The following is a 13163-nucleotide window of genomic DNA, read 5'->3' as shown; positions in this document are numbered from 1 at the left end:
CGTCCTGCGCGAGACGTCAGGCCTCGTCGGCCTCCGGTCGGACCGAGTGGATGGCAAAAGCGGCGGCGACGGCGCGGACACGCGCCGGGTCGATCGGCTTCGCCGGATCTTCGTCTTCCGATACGGCGGCGCGGAAGCCGAGGTGATCCGGTCGAAGCGGCAACAACGTTCCGACGTCGACGACGCGCAAGCCCCCCGAAACGCCAACCGTCAGCTTCGACCGACGCGCCGATGCGATGAAGCGGGCAATGTCGGCGAGCTTGATGGTTTTGATCAGGCCATCGATAGTCTCGGACGCGGAAAGCCAGACGCCCGAGAAGCCGGCAATGGCGGCGACCGGCAAGAGATCGAAATCCGGCCCGGCCTCCGGTGGGAACACGGCAACCAGCCGGACGCTGGCTGCCAGCGAACGGCCGATCCGTGACAGCAGCGCCGCGCCTGCGTCGCCCTGCGGCACTGGCAAGGCCAGCGCGGTGACGCCCGTTGCGGCAAAATCGGCAAGATCACTGTCCGCCAATCCTCCCACCGCGGCCACCACCTCGGCCCGCTCGCCCGCGACGGCCAGGATGGCGCGCAGTTCGGATAACGGAACGGCGGAGACCGTTCCGACGGCGGCGAAGATCATGGTCACGCCCGCGACAACGGCGGCTCTCGCCTCGTCGGCGGTGGTGACGGTCACCTGAAGGGCGGTCATGGCAAGTCTCCGGCGCGTCAGAGCTTCTCTACTGGATCGTTCGCGAATCGGGCCGCCAGCTCGGCAACGGCCCTGTCGCCAATCAAGAGGTCCGGAGCGATCTCGGCAAGAGGGATCAGCACGAAACCTCGCTCGTGGGCGTGGCGGTGCGGCAGCGTCAGCTCCGGGGTCTCCATGCTGACGCCGTCGTAGGCGATGAGGTCGATGTCGATGACGCGTGGCCCCCACCGTTCGTGGCGAACGCGCCCAAGCTGGCGTTCCACGTCAAGACAGGTGGCGAGCAACTCCAGCGGGGGGAGGGCGGTCTCCACGACGGCCGAGACGTTGGTGAAGTCTGGCTGATCGGTCTTGCCCCAGGGGCGGGTACGGTAGTCCGACGAGCGGGCCGCCACTCTTACTCCCGCCGCCTCCAGATGCCGCAGCGCCTTTGCAATGGTGTCGCGGACGTCGCCGATGTTGCCGCCAAGGCTGAGCGCCGCTTTAGCCATCTGCGCGACTCCGTGTGATCTCCACCGACACGGTGTCGAGCACGTGCGGCACTGGTGCAGATGGCTTGTCGACGCGGACGGTGATGGCCTCGACGAGCGGGAACGCAGCCAGAATGTCGGTGGCGATCGCTTCGGCCAGGGCCTCCAGCAACTTGAAGCGCCGGGTCGTGGCGATGGAAACGACGACGTCGGCCATGTCCGCATAGGATACGGACTTCGTCAGATCGTCGCTGGCACCGGCGGCGCGGGTGTCGACGGCGGCATCGAACGAGATGAAGAAGCGCTGCCCAATCGCGGCCTCCTCGGGCAACACGCCGTGGCGGGCGAAGACGGCAAGCCGATGAACGCGAATATGGTCGGTCATCGCATTTCCCTTCTGATGGCGTCGGCGACGGCGGCGGCGTCGCGATGGGCGGCGACATCGTGGACGCGGACGATGTCGGCACCGGCCAGGATGGCGGCGACGTTGGAAGCGATGGTGCCATGAAGCCGCTCGGCGACCGGTCGTTCGGCACCGATCAGAGCCCCGATCATACGCTTGCGCGATGTCCCCATCAGAACCGGAAAGCCGAGCGCCTTGAGCTCGCCGACGCGGGCCACCGCCTGAAGGTTCTGCTCGAAGGTCTTGCCGAAGCCGATGCCAGGGTCAAGGATGACATGCTCGTCGGCGATGCCGGCCTTGCGGGCGATATCCAGCGAGCGCCCGAAGAACGTTTTCATGTCCTCGATGATGTCGATCGTCGGGTCGATGTCGGTCCTGTTGTGCATGGCGATCACCGCTGCGCCATGAGCGGCAGCGGCGGACGCGATGTCCGGCTCGCGCTGAAGGCCCCAGACGTCGTTGACGATGGCCGCCCCAGCCCTGAGCGCCGCCTCTGCCGTCTTGGCCTTGTAGGTGTCGATGGACACCGGAGGAAGGCCGCCTGCCAAGAGCCGCTCGATGACCGGCACCACGCGGGCCATCTCTTCCTCTGCCGAAACTTCGGTCGCGCCCGGTCGAGTGGACTCGCCACCGACGTCAAGGATGTCGGCGCCTTCGTCGGTCATGTGGCGGGCGTGGGCGAGAGCGGCTTCCACCGAGGAATAGCGTCCGCCGTCGGAAAAGCTGTCCGGCGTGACGTTGAGGATGCCCATAACCAGTGTTCGCTTGCCGAGGTCTGGCAGAAGGGAAAGGACCATGGGCATGCTCGCATTTGGAGGTCGGACTTCTGAGGTAGCCCGCGCGCCGTCCGCTGGCAAGCGGCTGTTCAGCTACAACGTCTGAAGCTCTTCATCCTGATTCTGATTGTGAGGTCGCGCCCACTTGAATCAACATGTGAATATGGAAATTCGTTTTCTAATTCAATGCGTTGTTGTTCTTTCCCGAATCTTTTGCAGAGCTTTGCCTGTGCCCTGGTAACGGGATCGCCTTGCCCCGATGCCGCCGGCGCGCGATGGCCGGCCGGCGGCATGGACTCGTCTGCGACGATTATTCCGCCGCGTTGCGACGCTGCGGACGACGCTCGAGCAGCTCGCGGAGATACCGGCCGGTGTAGCTCGCATCCACCTTCATCACCTCTTCCGGTGTGCCGGCGGCGACGATGCGGCCGCCGCCGTCACCGCCCTCGGGGCCGAGGTCGACCAGCCAGTCGGCGGTCTTGATGACCTCGAGATTGTGCTCGATGATCACCACCGTGTTGCCCTGCTCGACCAGTTCGTGCAGCATCTCAAGCAGCTTGGCCACGTCGTGGAAGTGCAGGCCGGTCGTCGGCTCGTCGAGGATGTAGAGCGTGCGGCCGGTCGCCCGGCGCGACAGCTCCTTGGCGAGCTTGACGCGCTGCGCCTCGCCGCCCGACAGCGTCGTCGCCTGCTGGCCGACCTTGACGTAGCCGAGGCCGACGTCGCGCAACGCCGTCATCTTGTCGCGGATGGCCGGCACCGCCTGGAAGAAGTCGCAGGCCTCCTCGACGGTCATGTCGAGCACGTCGGCGATCGACTTGCCCTTGAAGTGGATCTCCAGCGTCTCGCGATTATAGCGATGGCCCTTGCAGACGTCGCAGGTGACGTAGACGTCCGGCAGGAAGTGCATCTCGATCTTGATGACGCCGTCGCCCTGGCAGGCTTCGCAGCGGCCGCCCTTGACGTTGAAGGAGAAGCGCCCCGGACCATATCCACGCGCCTTGGCTTCCGGCAGACCGGCGAACCAGTCGCGGATCGGGGTGAAGGCGCCGGTATACGTCGCCGGGTTGGAACGCGGCGTGCGGCCGATCGGCGACTGGTCGATGTCGATCACCTTGTCGAGCATTTCCAGCCCCTCGATGCGGTCATGCGCCGCCGCCTGCTCGCGGGCGCCGTTGAGACGCCGCGCCGCCGCCTTGAACAGCGTGTCGATCAAGAGGGTCGACTTGCCGCCGCCGGACACGCCGGTGACGCAGGTGAACAGGCCGATGGGAATATCGGTCGTGACGTTCTTGAGATTGTTGGCCCGCGCACCGACGACGCGGATGTACTTGTTCTTCTGCGGCTTGCGGCGCTTGTCCGGCAGGGGGATGGCGAGCGCGCCGGAAAGGTACTGGCCGGTGAGGCTGGCGGGGTCGGCCATGATCTCGGCCGGCGTGCCCTCGGAAACGATCTTGCCACCGTGAATGCCGGCACCGGGGCCGACATCCAGCACGTAGTCGGCGGCGAGGATGGCGTCCTCGTCATGTTCGACGACGATCACGGTGTTGCCGAGGTCGCGCAGATGCTTCAGCGTTTCGATCAGCTTGTCGTTGTCGCGCTGGTGCAGGCCGATGGACGGCTCGTCGAGCACATAGAGGACACCGGTGAGACCCGAACCGATCTGGCTGGCCAGACGGATGCGCTGGCTCTCGCCGCCCGAAAGGGTGCCGGACGAACGCGACAGCGTCAGATACTCGAGGCCGACGTTGTTGAGGAAGCGCAGGCGTTCGCGAATTTCCTTCAGGATGCGGACGCCGATTTCGTTCTGCTTGGCGGTGAGATGGTCCGGCAGGGACGTGAACCACGCACCCGCCTCGCGGATCGACATCTGGGTGACCTGGCCGATATGCAAGCCGGCGATCTTCACGGCGAGCGCTTCCGGCTTCAGGCGGTAGCCGTTGCAGGTCTCGCAAGGGTGATCCGACTGGAAGCGTCCCAACTCCTCGCGCACCATATCGGAGTCGGTTTCCTTCCAGCGGCGCTCGATGTTGCCGACCACGCCCTCGAACGGCTTCTTGGTGGTGTAGGTTCTGAGGCCGTCGTCGTAGGTGAAGGTGATCTCCTCGTCTCCCGACCCCGTGAGGATGACGTCGCGCACCTTCTGCGGCAGATCCTTCCACGGCGTCGTCATCGACGCCTTGAAGTGGCGGCAGATCGCTTCGAGCGTCTGCGCATAATAGGGCGAAGAGGCGCCGGTCTTCGCCCAGGGCAGGATGCAGGCGCCGCGCAAGCTGAGGCTGTCGTCCGGCACCACCAGTTCCGCCTCGAACTTCAGCTCCGTGCCGAGGCCGTCGCACTTGGGACAGGCGCCGAACGGGTTGTTGAAGGAGAACAGGCGCGGCTCGATCTCGGGAATGGTGAAGCCGCTGACCGGGCAGGCGAACTTCTCCGAGAAGGTGACCCGGCGCGGCTCGCTCTCGCCCTCTTCGACGTTGGCGAACTCCAGCACGGCGATGCCGTCGGCGAGAGCCAGCGCCGTCTGGAAGCTGTCGGCGAGGCGCGCGGCCAGATCCGCCTTGACGACGATGCGGTCGACGACGATGTCGATGTCGTGCTTGATCTTCTTGTCGAGGGCCGGCACCTCCTCGATCGGATAGAAGCTGCCGTCGACCTTGACGCGCTGGAAGCCCTTCTTCTGAAGATCGGCGAACTCCTTGCGATACTCGCCCTTGCGGCCGCGGATCATCGGCGCCAGCAGATAGAGGCGGGTGCCCTCCGGCAGCTCAAGTGTCCGGTCGACCATCTGGCTGATGGTCTGGCTCTCGATCGGCAGGCCGGTGGCCGGAGAATAGGGAATGCCGACACGTGCGAACAGCAGGCGCATGTAGTCGTAGATTTCGGTGACGGTGCCGACCGTCGAACGCGGGTTGCGCGATGTGGTCTTCTGCTCGATGGAGATGGCCGGCGACAGGCCGTCGATCTGGTCGACGTCCGGCTTCTGCATCATGTCGAGGAACTGGCGGGCGTAGGCCGACAGGCTCTCGACATAGCGGCGCTGGCCCTCGGCGTAGATGGTGTCGAAGGCGAGTGACGACTTGCCCGAGCCGGAGAGGCCGGTCATGACGATCAGGCTGTCGCGCGGCAAATCGACGTCGATGTTCTTGAGGTTGTGTTCGCGCGCGCCGCGCACCGAAAGGGAGCGCCGGGCCTGATCGAAAATGCTGGTCGGCTTGTTCGGCATGTCTGTCGTCGTCCTTGTCGCGTTTCCCGGCGGAGGGCGGGAAGCGGAGTGTCTTGCCCGGGGATCCTGAACCGGGCGGCCAGAGGGCGCGCTAAGCTAGTCCGGGTCTGCTGTCGCATCCTGTCAGGATCGGCCGAGAGCCTGCAAGGCACCGGCGTGCGCGGCAGCCATGCCGCCGGATCCAGCGATGAAACGCGGAAAGCCTCGGAATTCGGTTGCGACATCCTTATGAAACGTCTAGAACGTATCAGGAACACGAAATGGGCGCCAGCCTTTTTCTCACTGTGGAAAAGGATGCGCCGCCGCTGGGGCGGGGTTTCGCAGGGGTGGTGCCGGCGTTAACGTGCGCCTGTGTTGCCGGCAATGGCCCGGCCGGTCCGGCGTGTCAACGCACCGGACCGAAGGTAACGAGTTCGAGGGAAGAAAGCCATGGCAGGCAGCGTCAACAAGGTCATCCTGATCGGCAATCTTGGGCGCGATCCCGAGGTGCGGCGGATGGGGTCGGGCGACGCCGTGGTCAACCTGCGCATTGCCACCTCGGAAAACTGGCGCGACCGCCAGAGCGGCGAGCGCAAGGAGCGCACCGAGTGGCACTCGGTGGTGATCTTCAACGAAAATCTGGCCAAGGTCGCCGAGCAGTATCTGAAGAAGGGCTCCAAGGTTTACATCGAGGGTCAGCTCCAGACGCGCAAGTGGACCGACCAGTCCGGCCAGGAGCGCTACTCCACCGAGGTCGTGCTGCAGCGCTTCCGTGGCGAGCTGACCATTCTCGATAGCCGCGGCGAAGGCGGCGGTCGCAGCGAAGGCGACTTCGGCGACGCCGGTTCGGACTACGGCTCGTCCGGTCCGATGGAGCGCGCTCCTGCCCGTTCGGGTGGCGGCGGTGGTCGCGCACAGGGTGGTGGCGCCCCGGCTTCCAATTTCTCGTCGGATCTCGACGACGACATTCCCTTCTGAGGCAACGGGATGATGCCCGGCCTTCTTTTCCGATCGGACACTGCGGGTTGAGCCGCATCCGGGCCTTGTGGTCCGGGTTCGGCTCGTTCCGACGCATCGTCGACGCGCGGCTGCCCTGACGGCGGCCGTGCGGCATTGTCCTGCAATCGGAAAGAAGACCATGAGTTTTGTCATCCGCAGTGAAACGGCGGCTGATCAAGCCGCTATTGGCGAGCTGACCACCGCTGCCTTCCTGAACGTCGCCCATGCCAACGGCACCGAGGCGGCGATCGTTCGCGATCTACGCGCTGCTGGCGCGCTGGTCCTGTCGCTCGTCGCCGTCGATCCGGCCGGCGAAATCGTCGGACACGCCGGCTTTTCGCCGATCGAGACGGACATGCCCGGCCGCTGGTTCGGTCTGGGACCGCTGTCCGTGGCGCCGGCATGGCAACGGATTGGTGTCGGCTCAGCGCTGGTCCAGGCCGGTCTTGCTCAGCTCACAGAGTTGAAGGCAGCCGGCGTCGTCCTGGTTGGCGAGCCGGCTTACTACGGCCGCTTCGGCTTCGCCGCGCAGCCGGGCCTGTCCTGCCAAGGCGTTCCGGACGTCTATGTCCAGGCGCTTGCCTTTGGAGAGGCGCCGGCGTGGAAGGCGATCGTCTTCCATCCGGCCTTCTTCACCGCCAAAAGCGCATCGGCCGAACGTGGAGGCCGGTCTTCGGACGTTCCGATGCGGTGGCGAGACCGCATCGTCAGCCGAAATCGGTGATGACGTTGATGCCGGTCTCCTGAAAACGGTCCATGCCGATGAGCAGGTCGATCGCCTCGTCGAGTCCGACGTGGCGGTTGACCAGCTTCTGCGGCTGGAGCTTGCCGGCGGCGATCATCGCGAGCATGTCGTCATAGCGCCAGGCTTGCATGCCATGGCTGCCGTAGACTTCGAGCTCCCAGCCGATGATGCGCGCCATTGGAATGGGGGCCTCGACGTCGTCGCCGAGCATCAGGCCGACCTGCACATGGCGTCCACGCCGCTTGAGGCCGAGGATGGAGTTGCGGGCGGTGACCCGGTGACCAAGGGCATCGATCGAAAGATGAGCGCCGCCGCCCGTCAGGTCGCGGATGGCGCCGGCGACGTCCGGTGTTGTCTTGCCGTTGATCACCGCCGTGGCGCCGATGGTCTTGGCAAACTCCAGCTTGTCGTCGGCGATGTCGACGGCGATCACGTCGGCGCCCATCGCCGCGGCGATCATGATGGCGGACAGGCCGACACCGCCACATCCGTGCACCGCCACCCACTCGCCGCCGCGCACCCGACCCTGGTCGACCACCGCCCGGAAGGAGGTGGCAAAGCGGCAGCCCAGGCTGGCCGCCGTCGGGAAGTCGATGTCGTCGGGCAGGGCGACCACGTTGTCGTCGGCATTATGGACGCCAACATACTCGGCAAACGACCCCCAATGGGTGAAGCCGGGCTGAGTCTGGTTGCGGCAGACCTGCTGATTGCCCGAGCCGCACTCCGGGCAGCGCCCGCAACCGGCAACGAAGGGCATGGTGACGCGATCGCCCACCCGGAAGCGACGGACGTCGCGGCCGATGGCGACGACGCGGCCGGCGAACTCGTGACCGGGTACGTGTGGCAGTGCGATGTCCGGATCATGGCCCATCCAGCCGTGCCAGTCGGAGCGGCAGATACCCGAGGCCTCCACCTTCAGCACGAGGCCGTGCGGCTCCGGCGTCGGGTCGGGCAGGGTGCGGATCTCCGGACGCTGGCCGAACAGCTCGTAGAATATGGCGCGCATTCTGATTCTCCCGGCGGCAACTGGCCGACCACCCCCGGCGATAGCACGGACGATGTGAGCGAAAAAGCGTGGGATTGCCGATGCCTGCGGTCTTCCGTCAGCCTGTCATGGCCGAGTCGTAGGCGGTCTGGGCGGCGAGGACCGCGTCCATGTTGACCTCGGCCCAATGGGCGAAGGCGGCGACCGTCTCGGTCAGCGTCCGGCCGAGCGAGGTCAGCGCATAATCGACGCTGACCGGAACGGTGGGATGGACTGTGCGTTTTACCAGTCCATCGCGTTCGAGGCGCTTCAGCGTCTGGGACAGCACCTTCTGAGAGAGTCCGCGGATGTCGCGTCGGAGATGATTGAACCGCACTGGACCGTCCTGCAGCCGATCGAGCACCAAGAGCGCCCACTTGTCGGCCAGCCGGTCGAGCACCAAGCGGGTGGGGCAGCGATCGTCGAAGACGTCATAGGCGGGATTCATCGGGCCTCTCCGGGCGGTTTCTCGAAGGAAACCTGGTCACTGGAAACTGCCTTCTTTCGATGGTTTCGAGAATTGACTATGTTCTTCATCGAAACAAGGTTTCCGATAGATACTATGGAGTTTCGATATGGCTGGCAAGATTCTGGTTATTGGCGCCACCGGCAACGTCGGGCGGCCGCTCGTGAAGGCGTTGTTGGCTCGGGGCGAGGCGGTCAAGGCGGCATCGCGCAACGGCAAGCCGGTGGATGGCGCCGAGGGCGTCGTCTTCGACGTGGCCGACCCGATGACCTTTCCAAATGCCTTCGAAGATGTTGACCGCGCGTTCGTCATGCTGCCGAGCGGCTACACCGAGGCCAAGGCGCTGCTGTTGCCGATCATCGAGGCGGCGGCGACGCGCGGCGTCAAGGTGGTGCTGCAGTCGGTCCTCGGCGTCGATGCCGACGACTCCATCCCGTATCGTCAGGCGGAAATTGCCCTTGAGAAGTCCGGCGTCCGTTGGGTCGTGCTGCGCCCCAACTGGTTCACCGACAACTTCGTCAACTACTGGAAGCCCGGCATCGACGCGGCGGGCGTCATCGCGGTACCGGCCGCCGACGGCAAGTCCAGCTTCATTGACGCGCGCGACATCGCCGACAGTGCCGCCGCCGCTCTGACCACCGACCGTTTCGATGGCAAGGCGTTCAATCTCACCGGCCCGGAAGCGCTCGGCTATGCCGAAGCCGCCGCGCTGATCTCCGAGGCCATCGGCAAGCCGGTTGCCTATCAGGCGGTCGACGACGACACCTTCGTCGGCATTCTTGTCGGCGCCGGGGTTCCCGAGGTCTATGCGCGCTTCCTCGCCTCGATCTTCTATCCCGTTCGCGAGGGCTGGACGGCCGTCGTCACCGACGACGTCCGGACGCTGACCGGGCACCCGGCGCGTCAGGTTGCCGCCTGGGTGAAGGAAAACGCCGCCATCCTGAAGGGTTGATTGTGCCGCTCGGGCGGTTGGGTGTCAGAGCCCGACCGCCGCGAGCGCCTTGAGGTTGGCCCGATGTACCGCTTCATAGGGCTCGAAATAGCCGATGCGACCGGCCTCGACGTCGTCGGCAACGAAGCGGGAAAGGGGCGCGCCATCGCGCCCCTCGCCGGCAAGTAGCCGCATCAGATAGCTGCGATTGGCGGCGATGAGGCCGGCATCATATCCCCCCGCCGCGATCCGCTCGGCAGCGCCATGGGCCGGCAGGATGCTGCGAACGGGCAGGGCGGCGAGCCGGTTCAGTTCCGCGATGTGCGTCGGTGTGAAGTCCGCTTCCGAAATGTAGGTGACAGTGTCTTCCACCACATCCCCGGCAAGCAGCAGGCCGGCGTCCGGCACGTGCAGCACGACGCCATCGGCGCTGTGGATTTCGAAATGCAGGGCCTCGACGATGCGGCCGCCCATCGTGAGCGTCAGTCCGTCCTCGAAGATCTCGGTCGGCATGACCAGCGGCCGTATCGCCGGGTTGCCGTTTTCCAGCTTGTCGCGGTTGGCGGCGAGCGCATCGCGCGTCAGGTGGTGGGCAATGATCGGTCCATCGGCGAATACGGCGTTGCCGGCAACGTGGTCGTCGTGCCAATGGCTGAGCACCAGCGTGAAGCGGCTTACGCCGCGTCCTTCGAGATGCTGCCTGACGGCGCGGGCATGATCGAGCGAGATGTGGCTGTCGAAGACGACCGCCTCGCTGCCCTCGACGATGGCGTAGGACGCGATGCCGAGACTGTAGGCGCCGTCGTCAAGCCAGTTCTCCATGGCCGAGTGCAGCCGGGCGCCCGGCACGCGCCCGTCGTAATAGGCGAACACACCCCGTGTCGGCTCCAGAATGCGCAAGGTGCTCGTGTCGGTCACGGTTCGTTGTCCTCGATGCCATACATGTCGTCGTCGCTGAGACCGAAATGGTGACCGATTTCGTGGACCAGCACGTGGGAGACAATATCTCCCAGCGTTTCCTCATGCTCGGCCCAATAGTCGAGGATGGGGCGGCGATAGAGCCAGACCCGGTTGGGAAGGCGGCCGGTTTCCGGCACGGCGGCGTCGTGTGCGAGGCCGGTGCCATGGAACAGGCCCAGAATGTCGAAATCGCTTTCGAGCTCCATTTCCTTGACGACTTCTTCGTCGGGAAAGTCGGCGACGCGGATCTCGATCTCGCCGGTCATCGCCCGGAAATCGGCCGGCAGTGCGGCATAGGCCTCCGCTGCCATCGTCTCGAAATCATCGAGCTCGGGCGCCTTGAGGTCTTTCCAGTCGAACTTGGCGCTCCCGCCGAAGAGTCTCATCGTTCTCTCCCTTGCCTTCCGTTGCCCTCACAAGTGTCGGCGGCGGAGGAGGGCGTCAAGGGGAGAGGCGCTCTTTCAGAACAGGCTCAGCTGAACGCCGCCGTTGCCCGGCTTCAGGAACTTCTCCGTATCGAGCTTGATCCGATGCTTGTTGAGGCCGAGGCGCTTGGCGGTCAGCTCGAACCTACGGCCGATCTGCCAGGCATAAGGACCGGTTCCGCGCATGCGCTTGCCCCATTCGGCATCGTAGTCCTTGCCGCCGCGCATCGACTTCAGGACGTTCATGACGTGCCGATAGCGGTCGGGCAGTTCGCGCAGCAGAAACTCGCGGAAGATCTCCGAGACCTCGAGCGGCAGACGCAGCAGCACGTAGCCGGCTTCGCGGGCGCCAAAGGTGTGGGCCGCTTCCAGGATGCGTTCGATCTCGCTGTCGGTAACTGCCGGGATGACGGGCGCCACCATGACGCCGACCGGAATGCCGGCTTCCGTGAGCTTCTGGATGGCGTCCAGGCGACGCTGAGGGCTGGAGGCGCGAGGCTCCATGGCGCGCGCCAGGCGGCGGTCGAGCGTGGTGATCGAGATCGCCACCTTGACGAGGCCCTGGGCGGCCATCGGCTGAAGAATGTCGATGTCGCGCAGGACGAGTGCCGACTTGGTGATGATCAGCGCCGGATGCTGGGTCTTTGCCAGCATCTCCAGCACGCGCCGGGTGACCTTCTGCTCCTTCTCGATCGGCTGGTAGGCATCGGTGGCCGTGCCGATGGCGATCACCTTGGGCTGGTAGGACGGAGCGCCGAGCTGGCGTTCCAGCACTTCGGCGGCATTGGTCTTGGCGTAAAGCCGGGTTTCGAAATCGAGCCCTGGCGACAGGCCGAGATAGGCGTGGTTCGGTCGGGCGTAGCAATAGATGCAGCCATGCTCGCAGCCCCGATAGGGGTTGAGGGACCGATCGAAGGCGATGTCGGGGCTGTCGTTGCGGGTGATCACCGATCGCGCCGGCTCGATCTGCACCGTCGTCTTGAACGGCGGCAGCTCCTCACCGTCGCCCCAGCCGTCGTCGAAGCCCGTCCGGGCATAAGCCTCGAACCGACCCGATGGGTTGATGCCCGCGCCCCGGCCGCGCCGGCGCCCGGCGACAATCGCCGTGTCGGCGATCTCCGGCGCCGGAATGGGCTCAATGGGGTGTTGGCATGCGATGTTCATGGTTTGATCTTATGCCCGAATGAGAACAGGTCAAGAACATTCTCGAGGTATCCACGGCCAAGGGTGCTTGGGAGGTTTGACGCCGGCCGTCTGTCGTTCGGGCGCGGGCGTCACGGCTCTGCCGGAGGCGGCTATTGCCTGTCAGCGTTAGGACGGGCTCGCACTTCCCAGGAAAACCAGCTAGAACGAAAGTATGATTTCGGTCGTCATTCCTACCCGGAACAGCGAGGAGGCCCTCGCGCGCACGCTTTCGACGCTGGTTACCGCCGCCGCCGACGGTACGGTGCGCGAGGTGGTCGTGGTTGACGGCGGCTCCGACGACCAGACGCGCCTCGTCGCCGAGGGGACGGGCTGCGATCTGATATCCGGTTCGGGCGGTGCCTGGTCGCGTTGCGCCATCGGTGCGGCCGCCGCCCAGCGTGGCGACTTTCTGATGTTCCTGCGTCCCGGCGTGCTGCTCGATCCCGGTTGGGAGAGCGACTTCCAGGCGATGGCCGAGCGTCGTCTCCGGCATGGCGATAGCCGTTTCGCCGCCGTTTTCCGTCTCGCGTCCGACGATGACACGCTCGGCGGAAGCCTGAAGCACTATCTTCTGCGTCTGTTCAGCCGCTGCGCCGGCGTGACGCACCCCGATCAGAGCCTGATCATTTCCCGGAGTTATTTTCGGGAACTCGGCGGGTTCAGCCGTCGTGACGGTCTGGCTGGCGTCGATCTTATTCGTCGCGTCGGGCGTCGGCGCCTTTTGCGCCTCAGGACGCCGATCGTGCGAGTGACCGCCGATGGACAGAGCGATACGCTGACGGGCGGCGGCGCCGCCGGCGCATTGGCGGCCTTGCTGCTCGCCATCCGTCTGCCGGTCGGCGTCGTCGCTGGGCTCACCGGCCGGCGGGCCTGACCCCCTCTCCGA

At 65.5% G+C, this 13163-nt stretch carries 14 protein-coding genes; 4 read left to right on the top strand and 10 right to left on the bottom strand.

Annotated features, from left to right (window positions below):
- Positions 1 to 16 precede the first annotated feature (16 nt).
- The 5 genes from QQZ18_RS09865 to uvrA form a co-directional block, all read right to left on the bottom strand.
- The gene (locus tag QQZ18_RS09865) at positions 17 to 694 is read right to left on the bottom strand and encodes a (5-formylfuran-3-yl)methyl phosphate synthase (protein WP_284540569.1); all 678 of its coding nucleotides are present in this window, start codon (positions 692 to 694) and stop codon (positions 17 to 19) included.
- 17 nt (positions 695 to 711) lie between these two features.
- Entirely contained in the window at positions 712 to 1182 is a 471-nt protein-coding gene (folK, locus tag QQZ18_RS09860) for a 2-amino-4-hydroxy-6-hydroxymethyldihydropteridine diphosphokinase (RefSeq protein ID WP_284540567.1), read from the bottom strand.
- The gene (gene folB, locus QQZ18_RS09855) at positions 1175 to 1546 is read right to left on the bottom strand and encodes a dihydroneopterin aldolase (RefSeq protein WP_284540565.1); all 372 of its coding nucleotides are present in this window, start codon (positions 1544 to 1546) and stop codon (positions 1175 to 1177) included. The genes folK and folB overlap by 8 nt, the downstream gene beginning before the upstream one ends.
- A complete protein-coding gene (folP, locus tag QQZ18_RS09850; RefSeq protein WP_284540563.1) occupies positions 1543 to 2361 on the bottom strand; it encodes a dihydropteroate synthase in 819 nt (272 codons plus the stop codon). Before folP ends, folB begins: the two co-directional genes overlap by 4 nt.
- Before the next feature lie 289 nt (positions 2362 to 2650).
- Entirely contained in the window at positions 2651 to 5563 is a 2913-nt protein-coding gene (uvrA, locus tag QQZ18_RS09845; protein ID WP_284540561.1) for an excinuclease ABC subunit UvrA, read from the bottom strand.
- 429 nt (positions 5564 to 5992) lie between these two features.
- Here uvrA and QQZ18_RS09840 point away from each other — a divergent pair, with 429 nt between their 5' ends.
- A complete protein-coding gene (locus QQZ18_RS09840) occupies positions 5993 to 6520 on the top strand; it encodes a single-stranded DNA-binding protein (protein ID WP_284540559.1) in 528 nt (175 codons plus the stop codon).
- A 160-nt stretch (positions 6521 to 6680) separates the two neighbouring features.
- Positions 6681 to 7265: a GNAT family N-acetyltransferase gene (locus QQZ18_RS09835; RefSeq protein WP_284540557.1), complete on the top strand. Its 585-nt coding sequence runs from the start codon at positions 6681 to 6683 to the stop codon at positions 7263 to 7265.
- Here QQZ18_RS09835 and QQZ18_RS09830 read toward each other — a convergent pair.
- Complete coding sequence (locus QQZ18_RS09830) at positions 7249 to 8292, bottom strand: zinc-dependent alcohol dehydrogenase family protein (protein WP_284540555.1); 1044 nt, start codon at positions 8290 to 8292, stop codon at positions 7249 to 7251. The genes QQZ18_RS09835 and QQZ18_RS09830 overlap by 17 nt on opposite strands.
- A gap of 97 nt (positions 8293 to 8389) precedes the next feature.
- A complete protein-coding gene (locus QQZ18_RS09825; protein ID WP_284540553.1) occupies positions 8390 to 8758 on the bottom strand; it encodes a winged helix-turn-helix transcriptional regulator in 369 nt (122 codons plus the stop codon).
- 127 nt (positions 8759 to 8885) lie between these two features.
- Between QQZ18_RS09825 and QQZ18_RS09820 the strand changes: the two genes are divergently transcribed.
- Complete coding sequence (locus QQZ18_RS09820; RefSeq protein WP_284540551.1) at positions 8886 to 9728, top strand: SDR family oxidoreductase; 843 nt, start codon at positions 8886 to 8888, stop codon at positions 9726 to 9728.
- Between the two features lie 24 nt (positions 9729 to 9752).
- Here QQZ18_RS09820 and QQZ18_RS09815 read toward each other — a convergent pair whose 3' ends face one another.
- From QQZ18_RS09815 to QQZ18_RS09805, 3 genes are all read right to left on the bottom strand, one after another.
- The gene (locus QQZ18_RS09815) at positions 9753 to 10625 is read right to left on the bottom strand and encodes an MBL fold metallo-hydrolase (RefSeq protein ID WP_284540550.1); all 873 of its coding nucleotides are present in this window, start codon (positions 10623 to 10625) and stop codon (positions 9753 to 9755) included.
- The gene (locus QQZ18_RS09810) at positions 10622 to 11053 is read right to left on the bottom strand and encodes a metallopeptidase family protein (protein WP_284540548.1); all 432 of its coding nucleotides are present in this window, start codon (positions 11051 to 11053) and stop codon (positions 10622 to 10624) included. Before QQZ18_RS09810 ends, QQZ18_RS09815 begins: the two co-directional genes overlap by 4 nt.
- Positions 11054 to 11128: 75 nt before the next feature.
- On the bottom strand, positions 11129 to 12256 hold the full coding sequence (locus QQZ18_RS09805) for a PA0069 family radical SAM protein (RefSeq protein WP_284540545.1): 1128 nt from the start codon (positions 12254 to 12256) through the stop codon (positions 11129 to 11131).
- 193 nt (positions 12257 to 12449) lie between these two features.
- Here QQZ18_RS09805 and QQZ18_RS09800 point away from each other — a divergent pair, with 193 nt between their 5' ends.
- Entirely contained in the window at positions 12450 to 13151 is a 702-nt protein-coding gene (locus QQZ18_RS09800) for a glycosyltransferase (RefSeq protein ID WP_284540544.1), read from the top strand.
- Positions 13152 to 13163: the final 12 nt, after the last annotated feature.

Source organism: Pleomorphomonas sp. T1.2MG-36 (assembly GCF_950100655.1).
Lineage (GTDB): Bacteria > Pseudomonadota > Alphaproteobacteria > Rhizobiales > Pleomorphomonadaceae > Pleomorphomonas.
This window is presented reverse-complemented; position numbering and strand designations above follow the sequence as displayed.

Coding starts and splice junctions, on each gene's coding strand:
- QQZ18_RS09825 (WP_284540553.1), bottom strand. CDS start 8,758: ATGAATCCCGCCTATGACGTCTTCGACGATCGCTGCCCCACCCGCTTG.
- folB (WP_284540565.1), bottom strand. CDS start 1,546: ATGACCGACCATATTCGCGTTCATCGGCTTGCCGTCTTCGCCCGCCAC.
- QQZ18_RS09865 (WP_284540569.1), bottom strand. CDS start 694: ATGACCGCCCTTCAGGTGACCGTCACCACCGCCGACGAGGCGAGAGCC.
- QQZ18_RS09820 (WP_284540551.1), top strand. CDS start 8,886: ATGGCTGGCAAGATTCTGGTTATTGGCGCCACCGGCAACGTCGGGCGG.
- QQZ18_RS09835 (WP_284540557.1), top strand. CDS start 6,681: ATGAGTTTTGTCATCCGCAGTGAAACGGCGGCTGATCAAGCCGCTATT.
- QQZ18_RS09800 (WP_284540544.1), top strand. CDS start 12,450: ATGATTTCGGTCGTCATTCCTACCCGGAACAGCGAGGAGGCCCTCGCG.
- uvrA (WP_284540561.1), bottom strand. CDS start 5,563: ATGCCGAACAAGCCGACCAGCATTTTCGATCAGGCCCGGCGCTCCCTT.
- folP (WP_284540563.1), bottom strand. CDS start 2,361: ATGGTCCTTTCCCTTCTGCCAGACCTCGGCAAGCGAACACTGGTTATG.
- QQZ18_RS09840 (WP_284540559.1), top strand. CDS start 5,993: ATGGCAGGCAGCGTCAACAAGGTCATCCTGATCGGCAATCTTGGGCGC.
- QQZ18_RS09805 (WP_284540545.1), bottom strand. CDS start 12,256: ATGAACATCGCATGCCAACACCCCATTGAGCCCATTCCGGCGCCGGAG.
- QQZ18_RS09810 (WP_284540548.1), bottom strand. CDS start 11,053: ATGAGACTCTTCGGCGGGAGCGCCAAGTTCGACTGGAAAGACCTCAAG.
- QQZ18_RS09830 (WP_284540555.1), bottom strand. CDS start 8,292: ATGCGCGCCATATTCTACGAGCTGTTCGGCCAGCGTCCGGAGATCCGC.
- folK (WP_284540567.1), bottom strand. CDS start 1,182: ATGGCTAAAGCGGCGCTCAGCCTTGGCGGCAACATCGGCGACGTCCGC.